This window comes from Streptomyces sp. NPDC046915, assembly GCF_040644935.1.
Taxonomy (GTDB): Bacteria; Actinomycetota; Actinomycetes; order Streptomycetales; family Streptomycetaceae; genus Streptomyces.
Map to the genome: position 1 here is coordinate 270531 of NZ_JBEYXB010000004.1, position 16824 is coordinate 287354.

Consider the following 16824-nt stretch of genomic DNA (forward strand, 5'->3'; position numbering starts at 1 on the left):
CCTTTGGGCGTGCTGTGGTTGTCGAGCGTGGTTGCGCTCACGTGGCGGCGGTGCATGGCGATTCCGGCACGTGGTCTTTTGGGGTGCGCTGTGGTTGCTCGGGCCCTGTGGTCGCGCCGGCGCGGCGGAGTCGCATTTCGGTGCAGCCCCGCGCCCCTTTGGGCGTGCTGTGGATGCCGAGTGTGGTTGTGCCCGCGCGGCGGAGCCGCATATCCGTACAGTCCCGTGCCCCCTTTGGGGTGCTCTGACTGTCCCGGGCATTTCGTCGTATATCGGCACCGTCCCGCCGCCCTTGGGGCGCTCTCGTTGCCCGGTGCCTTCAAGGTGCCGGGCACTGGCGTGTCTTGGGGGCGCGTCAGGTGGGTACCGCCGATCGCGTGACGCATCACGCACCGCCCGGACGCCGTGTGCAACATCGGAACATTAGACTCGACGAGCCCGGCAACAGCTCGATCAGCTTTTACTGCAAGGAGGCACGGGTGCCGCTGCTGACCCGCATCAGGGGACCGCGCGATCTGGACCGGCTCAGCCTGGAGCAGCTGGACCAGCTGGCAGAGGAGATCCGGACCTTCCTCGTCGACGCCGTCTCCAAGACCGGCGGCCACCTCGGCCCCAACCTGGGCGTGGTGGAGCTCACCATCGCCCTGCACCGTGTCTTCGAATCCCCGAAGGACAAGGTGCTGTGGGACACCGGACACCAGTCCTACGTGCACAAGCTGCTCACGGGCCGGCAGGACTTCTCCAGGCTGAAGATGAAGGGCGGCCTGTCGGGCTACCCCTCGCAGGCCGAGTCCGAGCACGACGTCATCGAGAACAGCCACGCCTCGACCGTGCTCGGCTGGGCCGACGGCCTCGCGAAGGCCAACCAGCTCCTCGAACGCGACAGTCACGTCGTCGCGGTCATCGGTGACGGCGCGCTGACCGGCGGCATGGCCTGGGAGGCGCTCAACAACATCGCCGAGGCCAAGGACCGCCCGCTCGTCATCGTCGTCAACGACAACGAGCGGTCGTACGCACCGACCATCGGCGGTCTCGCCAACCACCTGGCCACGCTGCGCACGACCGACGGCTACGAGCGTTTCCTCGCCCGGACGAAGGAGATCCTCGACCGCACCCCGGTCGTCGGAAAGCCGCTGTACGAGACGCTGCACGGCGCCAAGAAGGGGCTCAAGGACTTCATCGCCCCGCAGGGCATGTTCGAGGACCTCGGGCTGAAGTACGTCGGCCCGATCGACGGCCACGACATCGAGGCGCTGGAGTCGGCGCTGGCGCGGGCCAAGCGTTTCGGCGGCCCGGTGATCGTGCACTGCCTCACCGAGAAGGGCCGCGGCTACCAGCCCGCCCTCCAGGACGAGGCCGACCGCTTCCACGCCGTCGGCAAGATCCACCCGGACACCGGTCTGCCGATCGCCAGCTCCGGCGCCGACTGGACCTCGGTCTTCGGCGAGGAGATGGTCAAGCTGGGCGAGGAGCGGAGGGACATCGTCGCCATCACGGCCGCGATGCTCCAGCCCGTCGGCCTCGACAAGTTCGCCAAGGCCTTCCCCGAGCGGGTGTACGACGTCGGCATCGCCGAGCAGCACGGCGCGGTGTCCGCCGCCGGCCTCGCCACCGGCGGTCTGCACCCGGTCTTCGCGGTGTACGCCACCTTCCTCAACCGTGCCTTCGACCAGGTGCTGATGGATGTCGCCCTGCACAAGTGCGGTGTGACGTTCGTACTGGACCGGGCCGGTGTCACCGGCACCGACGGTGCCTCGCACAACGGCATGTGGGACATGTCGATCCTCCAGGTCGTGCCGGGGCTCCGGCTGGCCGCGCCGCGCGACGCCGACCAGGTGCGCGCCCAGCTGCGAGAGGCCGTCGAGGTCACGGACGCGCCGACCGTGGTCCGCTTCTCCAAGGGCGCGGTCGGCCCCGCCGTTCCGGCCGTCGGCCGCGTCGGCGGCATGGACGTGCTGCGCGAGCCCGGCACCGACCGGCCCGACGTACTGCTCGTCTCCGTCGGCGCCCTGGCCCCCATGTGCCTGGAGATCGCCGGCCTGCTCGACCGGCAGGGCATCTCGACCACCGTCGTCGACCCACGCTGGGTCAAGCCCGTCGACGAGGCCATGGCCCCGCTCGCCGAGCGGCACCGCGTGGTCGTCACCGTCGAGGACAACAGCCGCGCGGGCGGCGTCGGCTCGGCCGTCGCCCAGGCCCTGCGGGACGCCGGCGTCGACGTGCCGCTGCGCGACTTCGGCATCCCGCCGCGCTTCCTCGACCACGCCTCCCGTGCCGAGGTGATGACCGAGATCGGGCTGACCGCCCCCGACATCGCCCGCCAGGTCACCGGTCTGGTCGCCAAGCTGGACGGCAGGTTCGACCGCCCGGCCACCGAGGTCGACTCGGTGCAGCCCGCGCGCGACTAGAAGCCATGGCCAAGGGCCGGTTCCCCCACTCTTCCCGGTGGCGGAACCGGCTCTTTTGCGTGAACCTGCCTGTGCCGGGGCATACGCATCCCCAGCCCTCTCGATCATGTCGAGGACGACGAGCGTGTGGGAGGTAGACCCGTGGCCAGCACCCTCTTCCGTACGAAGAAGGTCGAACAGTCGATCCTCGACACGGAGGAACCCGAACACGCGCTCAGGAAGTCGCTGTCCTCGCTCGACCTCACCGTCTTCGGCGTCGGTGTCATCATCGGCACCGGCATCTTCGTCCTGACCGGCGCCGCGGCCAAGAACACCGCGGGCCCCGCCGTCTCCCTGGCCTTCGTCGCGGCCGGCGTCGTCTGCGCGCTCGCCGCCCTCTGCTACGCGGAGTTCGCCTCCACGGTGCCGGTCGCGGGCTCCGCCTACACCTTCTCCTACGCCTCGCTCGGCGAGCTCCCCGCCTGGATCATCGGCTGGGACCTGGTGCTGGAGCTGGCGCTCGGTACGGCGGTGGTCGCCGTCGGCTGGTCCGGCTACATCCACTCGCTGCTGGACAACGCCGGCTGGCAGCTGCCGGCGGTGCTCAGCGGCAGGGACACCAACCCCGGTTTCGGCTTCGACATCCTCGCCGCCGCCCTCGTGCTGGTGCTCACCGCCATCCTCGTCCTCGGCATGAAACTCTCCGCGCGGGTCACCTCGGTCGTCGTCGCCATCAAGGTGGCCGTCGTCCTCGTCGTCATCATCGCGGGTGCCTTCTTCATCAACAGCTCCAACTACCACCCGTTCATCCCGAAGTCGCAGCCCGTGGCGGCGGGCGGCAACCTCAAAGCACCGCTCATCCAGCTGATGTTCGGCTGGGCGCCCTCCAACTTCGGCGTGATGGGCATCTTCACCGCGGCGTCGGTCGTGTTCTTCGCGTTCATCGGCTTCGACGTCGTGGCCACCGCCGCCGAGGAGACGCGCAACCCGCAGCGCGACGTCCCGCGCGGCATTCTCGGCTCCCTGATCATCTGCACCGCGCTGTACGTCGCCGTGTCGATCGTCGTGACCGGCATGCAGAAGTACAGCGCGCTCTCCGTGGACGCGCCGCTCGCCGACGCGTTCAAGGCCACCGGGCACCCGTGGTACGCGGGACTCATCAGCTTCGGCGCCGCCATCGGGCTGACCACCGTCTGCATGATCCTGCTGCTCGGCCAGTCCCGGATCTTCTTCGCGATGAGCCGTGACGGACTGCTGCCCCGGTTCTTCTCCCACACCCATCCGAGGTTCCGTACCCCCTACCGGCCGACCATCCTGCTCGGCGTGGTCATCGCGGTCGTCGCGGGGTTCACCAGCCTCAGCGAGCTCGCCGAGCTGGTGAACATCGGCACGCTCTTCGCCTTCATCGTCGTCGCGATCAGCGTGATCATCCTGCGTCGGACCCGCCCCGACCTGCCGAGGTCCTTCCGGACCCCGATGGTGCCCTTCCTCCCGATCCTGTCGGTACTCGCGTCACTGTGGCTGATGCTGAACCTGCCGGCCGAGACCTGGCTCCGGTTCGCCATCTGGATGGTGATCGGCTTCGTCGTGTACTTCCTCTACAGCCGCTCGCACAGCCGCCTCGGACGGAACGAGGAGACCACCGTCGAGGAGGTCACGCACCCGAACGGGAACACGCCGTGACCGACGCCTAGTCACTCCCGTACGGACCTGTCCCGTATGTCCCGCTCCGTCGGAGGCCGTGGGGCCGGATAGCGTGCGGTGCATGGTCGCCGCGCCGTTCGCCCCACCACGGTCCGCAGCCACCCGTCCGGGGTACTGGACGCGGCTGCTGCCCCTGCTGGCGGCGCTGGCCTGCGTCACCAGGATCCCCTCCTTCGCCCGGCCGCTGTGGAACCCGGACGAGGGCTATCTCGCCGTACAGGCCCGGATACTGGCGCACGGCGGCCGGCTGTACGAGACGGTCGTGGACCGCAAGCCGCCGCTCGTGCCGTGGCTGTACGAGGCCGCCTTCGCGGTCCACGGCTCCGCGACGCTCACCCCCGTGCGGGTGCTCGCGGTCCTCGCGCAGCTGCTCACCGCGGCACTGCTGGCCTCACTGGCCCGGCGGCGCTGGGGCGACCGGGCCGGCCGTACCGCCGGAGTGCTGTACCTGCTGGTCTCCGTCGGGCTCAACCCCGAGGACGCGCAGGCCGCCGGCTTCGAGGTGTTCATGCTGCCCTGCACGGCCGCCGCCATGTGGTGCGCGGACCGCCGGCGCTGGGGCGCCGCCGGGCTGGCCGTCGCCGGCGCCTTCCTCGCCAAGCAGACCGGCGGGGCGGTGCTGGTGCCGGTGGCCTGGCTGCTGCTCCGGTACGGCGCCCCGCGCACCGCGCTGCCGCGGCTCGCCGCCGGACTGACCCTGCCGGTACTGGGTGCCGCCCTGGTCACCGACCCCGCGGGCTTCCTGTTCTGGACGGTCACCGGCTCGGGGGCGTACGCCTCCTTCACCGGCTCCGAACTCCACGTCCTCGTGCGGGGCCTGACCAACACGGCGATCCTGGGCGTGGCCTGCGCGGGCCTGGTCCCGCCCGTGGTGCGGGCGAGGCGCATGGCCCGTACGGGACCGGCGGACCTGTGGCTGTGGGCGGCCTCCTCGGTGGTGGCGGTGGTACTCGGCTTCCACTTCTTCGGCCACTACTACCTGCAACTCATGCCGCCGCTCGTCCTGTCGGCGACGGCCGCGCTGCGGCTCCTGCCCCGTGAACGGCTGACCGCCGCCGTCCTCACCTCGGCCTGCTGCTGCGCCCTGTTCCTCACCTGGGGCCTGCTCGCGCCCCGCCCCGAGCTCGCCCACGCCCAGCGCCTCGCCGCCGCCGTCGCCCAGCGCACCGGGCCCGCCGACCGCGTCCTGCTGTGGGGCATACACCCGGAGACGTACTGGCTCGCCGACCGCACCCCCGCCAGCCGCTACCTCACCGCCGGCCTCCTCACCAACTACAGCGGCGGCCGGGACGGCCCCCAGGTCGGCGAGAAGTACGCCGTCGCGGGTGCCTGGCCGGTCTTCCGCGCGGAGCTGACCGCCCACGCCCCGGCCCTGGTGGTCGACGACTCCCGCGGCCTGCCGTACGCCCCCGACCGTGTACCGAGCCTCGAACGTCTGCTGGCGGCACGCTACGAGCCGGTGCAGAAGGTGGACGGGGCGGTGCTGTACGCCAGGGTGACGGGGGAGTAGCGCGGGTCCCGGCCGGGGCCGGCCGCGCACGACGGGAACGGTCAGACGGGCCCGCCGAGCACCGTCCGCGGGCCCGTCACCTCCGCTCCCAACTCGGTGACCCGGGCCCTCAGTTCCCGGTCGGCCGTGACGACCAGCCTGGGGCGGTGGGGCTCCTGCGCGACCAGCTCGACGATCCGGTCGTCGCCGCTTCCGGGCGCCGAGTCCACCCGTACCCCGGGCACGGACTCCACGCCACGGGCCGCCCCCTCGACCACCAGCAGGATCTCCACCGGGCTCGGACGGCCGGGCAGCCCCTGATCGGCCAGCCGGTCCCGCAGCCGTTCGGTGGCCCCCTTCCGGTCCCGCCACCAGCCGTCGGGCACTGATCCGACGACATTCGCGGCGTCGACGATCACCAGCACGGGGGCTTCCGCTTCCATGTGACCAGGGTCCCACGGCCACCGCCCGGCGAGGGCCGGTCCACGACGGCCGGCCGCCCCGGCTTAAAGTGAACAGGTGAACGGCGACTGGCTCCTACGCGGCAGAGACGGCCGCCTCAGCGTCTACCTCCCGTCCGGTGACGCCGTCCTGTGCCGGGCGGAGCGCGCGCCCGGCGGTCCCTGGGCCGCACCGCGCACGGTGGGCGGCGACCAGAAGCTGCACCCCGTCCTCGCCGTCGGTCAGGGCGCCGACGGCTACGCCCATCTGGTCTCCTGGCGGCCCACCGCCAAGGGCGAGTCGGGCCTCGTGCACTCCACGCACTTCCGCCCGCTCCTGGCCGCCCTGGACTGGAGCCCCGTCGGCCATCCCGACAAGAAGGGCGAGCGCACCGGCACGCCCGCCGTCGCGGTCGACGCACGGGGCCGCGCCCATGTCTTCGTACGCAACAAGGGCGGCGGGGTGAGCCTGCTCGCCCAGAAGGAGAAGGGCGGCTGGGAGTCCTGGCGCGACCTGAAGGGGCGGGACGTCCAGGGTGGTCCGGTGGCGGTGACGGGGGAGTCCGGGCGGGTGGAGGCGTACGCGGCCGTCCCGGGCGGCATCCTGCGCTGGCGCCAGGAGGACGCCGGGGCGCAGCCGGTCCTGGAGGAGGCGGTGGAGGCCGCGGTCCGGCCCGGCACCCTCCGGGCGCTGGCCACCTCCGCGGAGAGCACCACCGTCTTCTACACCGACGACGCGGGCGATCTGCGCGCCTGGCGCCCCGGCGGCAAGCCCGTCACCCTGCTGCCCTCGGCCGGGTCCGGGCCGGTCGCCGCGGTCCGCTGCGACCTCGACGGGCACGACTGCACGCTGCTGGCCCAGCGTTCGGCGAGCGGCCGGGTGGCGTTCGCCGCGTATCCCACGCAGGAGGAGTCGGCCGGCGCCTGGTGGACGGAGTCGGGTCCACGGCTTCCCGTCGACGCGCTGGTGTCCCTCGCGGTTGACGCCGCCGACCGGGTGGTCGCGGCAACGTTGTCCCCCTCCACCGGCCAACTCCTCCTCACCCGCCGCAAGGAGGAGCCGGGGCTGGCGCTGGAGGCATGGCGGCAGCTCTGAACCGGCCGGAGCCCGGAAGCAGGCTCTCAGGGGGTGCGGCCGCCCCGGGCCGGGGACTTCCGCGCCGACGCGGGGATCGTCCCGTCCGTCCGCAGCGCCCGCCACAGCCGGTCCGCCTGGGGCTGGGCGGCCACGACCCGGTTGGGGTCCTGGGTGTCGTAGCGCACCGGGAGCATGATCGTCTCCATGCCGGCCGGGTCGATGCCGTTCACGCTGCGGCCGAACTCGGCGAGCTTGGTGAGGGAGGCGAGCCGGGAGTCGGTGGTCAGCGACGCGGTGAGTTCGTCGGCGATGGTGTAGGCCTTGGCGGGGCTGCCCAGCAGGTCCTGGTGCTTGATCTCGGTGAGCAGCGCCGTCAGGAACTTCTGCTGGAGCCCGATGCGTCCGAGGTCGCTGCCGTCTCCGATGCCGTGCCGGGTGCGGACGAACTGAAGGGCCTGGGTGCCGTTCAGCCGGTGGGTGCCGGCGGTGATGTCGAGGCCGCTGGAGGTGTCGTGGATGTCCTGGCCGACGGTGACCGGCACGCCGCCTATCGCGTCGACGAGCCCCTTGAAGCCCGCGAAGTCGATCTCCACGAAGTGGTCCATCCGCACCCCGGACAGCTGCTCCACCGTCTTGACGACACAGGCCGGACCGGCCAGCGAGTAGACGGAGTTGAACATCACGCGCTTCGCCCCGGCCAGCTTCGTCCCGTCCCGTCCGGTGCACTCGGGGCGGGTCACCAGGGTGTCTCGGGGAATGCTGACCGCGACGGCCCGCGTGCGGCCCTCGGGTATGTGGACGACCAGCGCGGTGTCCGAACGCGCCCCGGACACATGGCCCGTGCCGAGCGCGGCGTTGGCGCCGGCCCGTGAGTCCGAGCCTAGGACCAGCAGGTTCTGACCGGACGTCGGCAGCTTCGGCGGCCGGTCGTCGCCGATGGCCCGGTCGAGGTCGACACCCTTGATGTTGGAGTCGAGCTCGCTGTAGAGCCAGTAGCCCGTCGCGCCCGTGGCCGTGATCAGCACCACGGCACAGCCCGCGATCCAGCGCGCGACGCGCCGGCGGCGACGCGGCGGCGGGCCGGCCGGGGTGTCGGCCGGGGTGTCGGCCGGCTCATGTCTCGATCCGCTGCCGGTGCCCGGCTCCGTCGGGGCATGCGTCATGACCGGTTCCTTCCTCAACTCACCTGTTCGATGCCGTGGTTCGCACGTGAGCAGGGCACGAGTGGGGGAGGGACCGGGCCTGCGCGGCTCTGACGCCGTGGCGTGCCCGAACTATAGACCCGGCGCACGTCTGTTTTTCGCCATGTGGACGCTCGGTTGACAGCCAAGTGAATGTACGGTGAAGATATGCGCGGTCTTGAAGGTTAAACTATTGTTGCATGGAACCTATCGGCTTTGTCCGGAGTGTTCCGGCGGTCGCGCACTCGGGCCTGGGGATGAGGGGGGTCGCGCGACCGTGGGGGCTCACCTGTCCTCGACCGGTGAGAAGCAAGGGGGGTGGCTGTGGTCGTGTGCGCCTCGGGCGGCGGCTCGACAGCCGGGTCCGGCAGCCTGCTGCCGCATGGACGTGGATGGTGCGGAAGTCAGTTGAGTGCGAACAATCCCGAGGCGAGCGCGCTCGTGTCGACGTACCGGTCGCTCGTGCCGGTCGGAGCCCGGCGTCAGATCGTCCGGCGGGTGCCGAGCCCGCTGCGCACCGCGGTGATGCGCTCGCTGACCGTCGCCGACTCCGTGCGTTCCACCCTGGTGGCAGGGGCGCTCGGCAACGGGCGCCGCTCCGGCGTCCGGCACACTCCCGCCGGTCCGCTGCGGGTCGTACGCGCCGACGGCAGGCACCGCTGGGCCGTCGAGGTGCCCGGGATCACCGCCTGGGCCGCTCGGGCGCGGAACCTGCACATCCTGGTCACCCTGCTGGAAGAGGCCGGGATCGACTACTTCTGTGTGCGCGGCACCTCGTCGGCCCACCCCTGCGTGGCGGTGCCCGAGCGCCTGCGGTCCGATGTGGAGGACATCCTGCGGACCGCCTGCGGGCACCACCCCGGCTACGTCGGCGGTGCCTCCCCGGGCCCGGTGCGGCCGGGCGCCTCGGCGGCCGGCTGGCGTGCCCTGCGCGCGCATTCCGTGCTGCGTATCGCGTGGAACGTCTGCGACCCCACCGGGAGCCTGGTCTTCGGCCGGGAGTCCGGCTGTGACATCGAGTTCTGGGCCGAGCGGGAGGGCCGGCTCGTGGCGCCCCGCCCGAACCGCGTGGTGGCCGAGGTCCCGGTGGACGCGGGCCGCTGCCGGGTCGAGCAGAAACGATTCAGCACAGTGCCGGCCATGTACACCACCGGACAGGCCCGCACCCTGCCGGAGTTCGCCGCCGCCCTGCCCGACGACCACCTCTTCCCGATCGACGTCGTCTACACCTGGGTCGACGACTCCGACCCCCTCTGGCGCGCCCGCAAGGAGGCGACCCGGCGGGTGCTCGAACGGGGCACCGGTGACGACGCACTGCACGAGCAGGCGGCGAACGACTCGCGCTACGTCAGCCGTGACGAACTGCGGTACTCGCTGCGGTCGCTCCACCAGTACGCGCCCTGGGTCCGGACCGTCTTCCTCGTCACGGCGGGGCAGGTGCCCTCCTGGCTCGACACCGCCTTCCCCGGGATCAGGGTGGTCGACCACAGCGAGATCTTCTCGGACCCGGCCGCGCTGCCGACGTTCAACTCCCACGCGATCGAGAGCCAGTTGCACCACATCCCGGAACTCTCCGAGCACTTCCTCTACCTGAACGACGACGTCTTCCTCGGCCGGCCCGTGCAGCCCGGGAAGTTCTTCCACCCCAACGGGCTGTCCAAGTCCTTCCGGTCGAACGCGCTGATCCCCTCGGGCCGCGCCGACTCCACGGACCTGCCGGTCAACGCCGCCGGCAAGAACAGCCGGGGACTCATCGCCCAGCAGTTCGGCACCGTCATCTCCCAGAAGATGAAGCACACCCCGCACGCCCTGCGCCGCAGCGTCCTGACGGAGATCGAGCAGGTCTACGCGCACGCGCACCGGGTCACCCAGCACTCCCGCTTCCGGTCGCCGAACGACGTACCCGTCGTCTCCTCGCTGTACCACTACTACGCGTACCACTCGGCACGCGCGACCGCCGGGGACATCCGGTACCAGTACATCGACCTCGCGGACGACCTGGCCCAGCGCCGTCTCAACACCCTGCTCGCCAGGCGCAACCACGACACCTTCTGCATGAACGACACCGTGACGGCCGCCGACCCGGTGGCCCAGGACCGGATGGTCGCGGACTTCCTGAACGCCTACTTCCCCGTGCCGAGCCCCTACGAGCGCGCCACCGGCATCCCCGCACCGCGGGTGGCCCCGGCGGCGGAGCTGGACGGTGCCCAGGTATGACCACCTCCACGGCGATCCCCGCCACCGAGCCGCACCGACCGCGCAGCCGGCTCGCCGCCCTGCGCCGGTGGCTGATGCTGCGCCTGTTCGTACCGCTGCGCCAGGGCCGCACCGCGCGCCTGCGGTACGCGGCCGTCCTCGACGGCCAGACGGTCAACCTGCACGCCGCGCTGCCCCGCTCCACCCGGCTGCCCGACCGCGCCGACGTCGTACTGTGCCGCGGCCGCGTACGGCATCTCGCCGAGGCACACGTGTACCAGGGCCCGGACGGCGAACTCCTCATGGACGCCGCGATCCTCATGGGAGCGGAACTCGGCGGCGTACCCGCCGGCCCCGGACGGTGGAAGCTGCGGCTGCGCACGTACACCGGGCCCCGCAAGCGGTCCGTGGCCCTGCTGCTCCTCGAGCCGCCGGTGCCGTACGAGGGCCCGACCAGGCCCATGGAGGCCTCCCCGGTCACCGGCGCACGCCACCGCGTCGGGCGCACGGTCACCGGCGCCGCCCGGATCGTCAGCTCGGCCCCGAAGCCGGCCGTCGAGGTGGCCAAGGTGCACATGTCCCATGCCGGGGTCGCGGTGGACTTCCGGGTGCTGGGCACCCGGGTGGACACCCCGTGGGCCGAGTTCGTCGCCGCCGGACGCCGGATCCGGCAGCCCGTCCACCCGCTGGGGCCGGACACCTACCGCACCGAGGTGCCGCTGGACGGGATGGAGCCGCGCTCCTCCAGACCCGAGCACTGGGACGTCGTGCTGTGCCAGGAGACCGGGCCGCCGCTGCGGCTCGGCAGACGGCTCCACGACGTCCGCAACCCGCGGCGTGTCTTCGCCATGCGCAGCATGGCCATGACCCCGGCCGGCCGCACCCCGATGATCGTCCAACCGCGCTACACCCCCGCAGGCAACCTCCGCGTCACCTGCACGCGCATGCCCGAGGCAGACTGAACCCCGAGAAGTGAAAATCACATTCCTGCTGACCACGGCCGATGCCGTCGGCGGCACCGAACGGGCCGTGTTCAACCAGGCGGCCGAACTCGCCGCCCGGCACGACGTCCGCGTCCTCAGCGTCTTCAAGACCGAGGCCGAGCAGTTCTTCCAGCCCGGCGAACGGGTCCGCGTCGACCACCTGGTCGACCTCACCGACGACCGGCCCCGGCCACTGCGGCCGAGCACCGTGGACGACACGGTGTGGTCCGCTCTGGCCGCCCTGCCCAGCGACATCGTCGACCGGTCCTGGGAGCCCGCGTTCAGCCGGCTCAGCGACGTCGAACTCGAACTCGCCCTCCAGCAGACCGACACCGACGTCCTGATCAGCACGACACCGGCGCTGCTGGCACTGGCGGTCCGGCTCGCCCCGGCCCGGGTGATCACCGTGCACCAGGAGCACCGGGTCTCCGAGCTGCGCGGCCCCACCGGCGAACCGCTGCTGCGGTACGCCGCCCGGCTGGACGCGCTGGCCGTGCTGAGCGAGCGGACCCGGGACTGGTTCGCCGAGACCCTCGGCGCGACCGCTCCCCGCCTGGAGGTGGTGCCCAACGCCCTGCCCGGCGGGTTCCGGCCCCGGTCGACCCTGGAGACCCGGACCGTCGTCATCGCCGGCCGGCTCGTCGCGGAGAAGCAGATCGACCACGCCCTCACCGCCTGGGCGAAGGTGGCGACGGCCCACCCCGACTGGCAGCTGCGCATCTTCGGGGACGGGCCGCTCAGCGGTGCCCTGCGCCGGCAGATCGACATGCTCGGCCTGCACGACTGCGTGCAGCTCAACAGCAACTCGCGCTATCTGACGGAGGAGTGGGCCAAGGCCAGCATCGCCCTGCTCACCTCCCGCACCGAGGCGTTCGGGCTGGTGCTCGCGGAGGCGCAGGCGGCGGGCGTCCCGGTCGTCTCCTACGACGCGCCCAACGGCCCGCGGGAAGTGGTGATCGACGGCCGGACCGGCCTCCTGGTCCCCTCCGGCGACACCGACGCGCTGGCCTCCGCGCTGATATCGCTGATCGAGGACTCCGAGCTGCGCCACCGGATGGGCGCGGCGGCCCTCGCCTCCGCGAACCGGTTCTCGCCCGCCGTGGTGACCTCCCACTGGGAGCGGCTCTTCCACGAGCTCGTGGCGGAACGGGAGAGCGGGCGGCGCGACCCGGCGAAGGCGGAACGCCAGGCGGTCCACGTCTACCTCAGCGGTCCGGACGGAGCGCTGCCGAAAGCCGCGCCCGCGCCCCCCGGCTCGGTCCGCACGAGCGGCCAGCGCGCGCTGGAGCAGCGCCTGCTGGCGCGGCGGGGCCTGGTGCACGACGGCGGCCAGGTGTGCCGGCAGCTGGAGTGGGAGTCCCCGTGGGACGTGGTCCAGGCGAACCTCGCGCTGGCCGCGAACGCCCTGGAAGGCGCGGGCATCCCGTACATGGTCGTACGCGACCGCATGGTGCGGCACACGGTCGCCGTGCACGCGGACCACCGCGAGGCCGTCTTCAAGACGCTCGCCGACCGCTACGCGGACGAACCCGTCTACGCCTCCGTGCTCAGCGAGGGCCAGAAGACGATCGCGACCGGCCTCGTGGCTCTGCTGGGCGACTACTCGGCCACCCCCTGCTCGGGCATCCGCGTGTACCAGAGCGTCGTCTCCCCGTCCCGCACACTGCGTCTCGGCGCGGTCTACGGCTGCACGATCACCTTCTGGGAGGACGAGCCGGACGACGGGGACCACCTCACGGCCCCCACCCGGACCCTGATCGGCGACCGGGTCCCGCACAGCGCCATGCGGCGCAGCACGATGCCCCTGGGAGGCCGCGACTACCCCACGCTCGTGGCCTTCAACCAGACGATCGTCGGCGATGTCGACTTCCCCGTGGACGCCGTCTACACCTGGGTGAACGGCGCCGACGTCGACTGGCTGGAGCGGAAGAACGCGGTCCTGGCCGCCCGGGGCATGGACACCCAGGACTCGGCCACCAGTGCCGCCCGCTTCCGCGACCGCGACGAACTGCGCTACTCCCTGCGGTCCATCGACATGTACGCCCCGTGGATCCGGAACATCTACATCGTCACCGACCGGCAGGTCCCGCACTGGCTGGACGAGTCCCACCCCCGGGTGCGCGTCATCGACCACACCGAGATCTTCGGCGACCGCGGAGCGCTGCCCACGTACAACTCGCACGCCATCGAGAGCCAGTTGCACTACATCGAGGGGCTGGCCGAGCACTTCCTCTACTTCAACGACGACATGCTCCTCGGGCGGACCGTCCAGCCCGGCATGTTCTTCCTGGGCAACGGGCAGGCCAAGCACTTCCTGTCGCCCACGGCCGTGCCGATGTCCCCGATCTCGGAAGAGGACGAGTTCAACATCACCGCCGCGAAGAACAACCGGGGCCTGATCGAGCGGTCCTTCGGGCAGACGCTGACACACGCGTTCCTGCACGCCCCCTATCCGCTGCGGCGCAGCGTGCTCGCCGACATCGAGCGCGACTACGCCGAGGAGATGGCGGCCACGGCGCGCGCCCAGTTGCGCAGCCGCACCGACGTGTCGGTCGCCTCGTCACTGCACCACTACTACGGCTACTTCACCCGGCGCAGCGTGCCCGGCAGCATCTCCTGCGGATTCGTCAACGTCGGGCTCGTCGAGCACGGTCCGCGGCTGAACCGGATCCTGACCGCGCGCCCCCACGACGTGTTCTGCCTCAACGACTACCACGACGGTGACGTGTCGGAGGAGGAGCAGGACGCCATCCTCGCGGCCTTCCTGCCGAGCTACTTCCCGGTGGCGAGCCAGTTCGAGACGGGATCCGTGCGCAACCGGCGCGCCCACGCCGGCTATCTGCCCGGATGGCCGCTGTGACCCTCCCCGACCGGACCGTGGAACCCGACGGGACCGAAGCACCCGACCAGAGCGAAGAAAGAAACTCCAGCGTGTCCAGCCCCGCCTCCGTGCTCCAGATCGTGGCCCACCCGGACGACGACCTGTACTTCATGAACCCCGTGACCTTCCAGGCGATCAAGGCGGGCACGCCCACCACGACGGTCTACCTGACCAGCGGGGACGCCGACGGTCGCAACCCCCGCCCCTGGCAGGTCGCGCCCCCCGCCGAGGACCGGGAAGCCTACGGGAAGGCGCGGCAGAACGGCATCAGGGCCGCGTACGGTGCGATGGTCCTCGGTGACCGCACCGCGCCCTGGACCCCGTCCATCCTGTCCACGGCGGGCGGCGCCGTCGCCGAGGTCTACTCACTGGCCGAGGCACCGTGGGTGAAGCTGGTCTTCCTCAACATCCGGCAGCACGGTGGTTCCGAAGGGCCGCCGCGCAGTCTGCACGTGCTCTGGCAGGAGGAGACCGAACGGGTCCCCACACTGGTGGTGAGCGGCGGGCTGGTGAACGAGCGCTCCTGGTACACGCGTTCCGGACTGGTGGACACGCTGGTCCAGATCCTCGACCTCGTCCGGCCGACCCTCGTACGCACCATGGACCCGGACCCGGACCGGCTGGTCCACGGCGAACGCTTCCCGCAGCACCACGACTTCGGCGATCTGGCGGACCACTGCGACCACACCGCGACCGCCCTCTTCTCGTGGCTGGCGCTGGAGCGGTACCAGGCCCTGGGCGAGGGCGGGACCTTCGTGGTCGAGGCCTTCCGCGGCTACGCCAACGAACGCTGGCCGTACACACTCAGCCCGCGGACCGTCTCGTTGAAGGAGTACTTCCTCAACGTCTACGGCGCGGCCGACGGATACGACTGCGGCGATCCCGCCGGCAGCGGCGACTACGCGGTCGGTCTGGGCGCGCGTGGCACGGGATGGGTACAGAGCACCACCCCGCGCTATCCGCACGGGGCCTGGCTCGGGCGGGACACGCGCGGCCGCCTGACGGCGTTCGCCGTCGTCAACCAGCAGGCCGCGGTGTGGCTGGAGACCCAGCCGGGAAACGGCCAGTGGCGCGGACCGTTCTTCCTGGGCGGCGGGCCGCTCGCACCGGGACTCGCGGTGAGCCTGACACCGGACGGCCGCTGGCAGGTCTTCGCCCGGCGCATGTCGCACCTGGGGCCCGACCACTCCCAGCGGCGGGAGATCGTGCTGCTCGAACAGGCCGAGCGGGACGGGGCGTTCACCGCGTGGGCCATCCTGGGCAACCCTTCGGCGGGGGACCCCGGGCGCGACCGGCATCTGGGTACGCCGGCCGTCGCCCGTGACGCGATGGGACGCCTGCACCTCTTCGTACGCAACGGGGGCCAGGGTCTGCACACCCGCGTCCAGGAGACGGACGGTGTCTGGGGCAGGTGGACGGACCTGCGCGGCCACGAACTCCAGGAGGGCCTCGCGGCGGTGACCGCGCCGAACGGCAAGGTGGAGGTCTTCGCCGCCAGCCGGGAGGGTGTCTTCCACTGGGCCCAGGGCGCCTACGACCGGCCGCTGCGGCGCGGCCCCCGCTTCCGGCTCACGGTCCCCGCCTCGCCCCCCGCGGCCGCCGTGCAGCCGAACGGCCGGGTCATGACGGTCTACCGGCAGCCCGAGACAGGGCGACTACTCATGGCCGAGGAAGACGCGCCGGGCGGTCAGTGGAACAAGCCGGCCGTGCCCATCGGCGGCCGCGGCGGCTTCGGCGCCATCGCCTGCGCCCCGGGCCCCGACACGGAGACCGGCACCCTGGTGGCCACCCTCAGCGACCCGGGCGGCGTCGCCTACCGCTTCCTCCCCGGCGACCACCCCTGGCAGGAACTCCCCACCGACACCCTCGGCGGTCCCCCGGCCCACGCCCCAGCCGCCGCCTTCGACGTCCACGGCCGCGCCACGATCGCGGTCCTGGGCCCCGACGGCCGCCTGGCCGTCGCCCGCCAGGCCGGCCGCGGCTCGGTGGGGTTCGGCCCTTGGCAGGTCGTGGGCTGAGGGCCGCGAGCCGGGGCGGAGGGGCCGGCCCGTCGCCCTGTCGCCTTCGGGCATGGTGGAAGGCGCGAGTGCGCCATGATGACCACCGTGGACACCGAGAAACTCATCGACGCCTGGCGGCGTCTGCTCACCGGCTCCGGCAAGTCATGGGTGCTGTTCGAGCACGGCACCTGCGTGGTGCTCGAACACCCCGCCGGTGATCTCGCCGAGCAGGCCATCGGCACCCTCCGCGAATTCGGCCCCGTACACGTCGCCACCTCGGCCGGCGACTTCCGCGTGCTCGAACTCAACAACGGCGAGGGCTGGCTGGTGACGAGCCACCACCCGGACGTCGTCACCTTCGTCCCGCGCGACGACCCCGAGGACCCTTCCCACCTGGCCGTCGGCATGCTGGGCCGCTCCCGCCGCGACAGCGACGGCACGGAACTCCGCGCCGTCCATGTCGAGGCCGCCCCGCTCTCCTGAAG

Annotated in this window: 11 protein-coding genes; 9 read left to right on the plus strand and 2 right to left on the minus strand. The window is 71.9% G+C overall.

Annotated elements, in window-relative coordinates; genetic code table 11:
* Positions 1 to 479 precede the first annotated feature (479 nt).
* From dxs to ABZ915_RS12510, 3 genes are all read left to right on the plus strand, one after another.
* The gene (dxs, locus tag ABZ915_RS12500) at positions 480 to 2408 is read left to right on the plus strand and encodes a 1-deoxy-D-xylulose-5-phosphate synthase (RefSeq protein WP_361800141.1); all 1929 of its coding nucleotides are present in this window, start codon (positions 480 to 482) and stop codon (positions 2406 to 2408) included.
* A gap of 141 nt (positions 2409 to 2549) precedes the next feature.
* Entirely contained in the window at positions 2550 to 4070 is a 1521-nt protein-coding gene (locus ABZ915_RS12505) for an amino acid permease (RefSeq protein WP_361800144.1), read from the plus strand.
* 82 nt (positions 4071 to 4152) lie between these two features.
* A complete protein-coding gene (locus ABZ915_RS12510) occupies positions 4153 to 5601 on the plus strand; it encodes a glycosyltransferase family 39 protein (RefSeq protein ID WP_361800147.1) in 1449 nt (482 codons plus the stop codon).
* A 41-nt stretch (positions 5602 to 5642) separates the two neighbouring features.
* Here the strand turns inward: ABZ915_RS12510 and ABZ915_RS12515 are convergent, their stop codons facing one another.
* Complete coding sequence (locus tag ABZ915_RS12515; protein ID WP_361800150.1) at positions 5643 to 6023, minus strand: NTP pyrophosphohydrolase; 381 nt, start codon at positions 6021 to 6023, stop codon at positions 5643 to 5645.
* Between the two features lie 76 nt (positions 6024 to 6099).
* Here ABZ915_RS12515 and ABZ915_RS12520 point away from each other — a divergent pair, with 76 nt between their 5' ends.
* Positions 6100 to 7116: a hypothetical protein gene (locus ABZ915_RS12520; protein WP_361800153.1), complete on the plus strand. Its 1017-nt coding sequence runs from the start codon at positions 6100 to 6102 to the stop codon at positions 7114 to 7116.
* A gap of 26 nt (positions 7117 to 7142) precedes the next feature.
* On the opposite strand, the gene ABZ915_RS12525 is transcribed toward ABZ915_RS12520, so the two are convergent.
* Positions 7143 to 8261 carry an LCP family protein gene (locus ABZ915_RS12525; RefSeq protein ID WP_361800156.1) on the minus strand — a complete coding sequence of 373 codons (1119 nt, stop codon included), beginning with the start codon at positions 8259 to 8261 and terminating at the stop codon, positions 7143 to 7145.
* Between the two features lie 543 nt (positions 8262 to 8804).
* On the opposite strand from ABZ915_RS12525, the gene ABZ915_RS12530 reads away from it, so the two are divergent.
* The 5 genes from ABZ915_RS12530 (at position 8805) to ABZ915_RS12550 (ending at position 16822) form a co-directional block, all read left to right on the plus strand.
* Entirely contained in the window at positions 8805 to 10496 is a 1692-nt protein-coding gene (locus ABZ915_RS12530) for a stealth family protein (protein WP_361800982.1), read from the plus strand.
* The gene (locus ABZ915_RS12535; RefSeq protein ID WP_361800159.1) at positions 10493 to 11437 is read left to right on the plus strand and encodes a hypothetical protein; all 945 of its coding nucleotides are present in this window, start codon (positions 10493 to 10495) and stop codon (positions 11435 to 11437) included. Before ABZ915_RS12530 ends, ABZ915_RS12535 begins: the two co-directional genes overlap by 4 nt.
* Positions 11438 to 11447: 10 nt before the next feature.
* Positions 11448 to 14318 carry a stealth conserved region 3 domain-containing protein gene (locus ABZ915_RS12540; protein WP_361800162.1) on the plus strand — a complete coding sequence of 957 codons (2871 nt, stop codon included), beginning with the start codon at positions 11448 to 11450 and terminating at the stop codon, positions 14316 to 14318.
* Between the two features lie 71 nt (positions 14319 to 14389).
* Complete coding sequence (locus ABZ915_RS12545; RefSeq protein ID WP_361800165.1) at positions 14390 to 16357, plus strand: PIG-L family deacetylase; 1968 nt, start codon at positions 14390 to 14392, stop codon at positions 16355 to 16357.
* Positions 16358 to 16432: 75 nt separating this feature from the next.
* Entirely contained in the window at positions 16433 to 16822 is a 390-nt protein-coding gene (locus tag ABZ915_RS12550; protein ID WP_361800168.1) for a hypothetical protein, read from the plus strand.
* Positions 16823 to 16824: the final 2 nt, after the last annotated feature.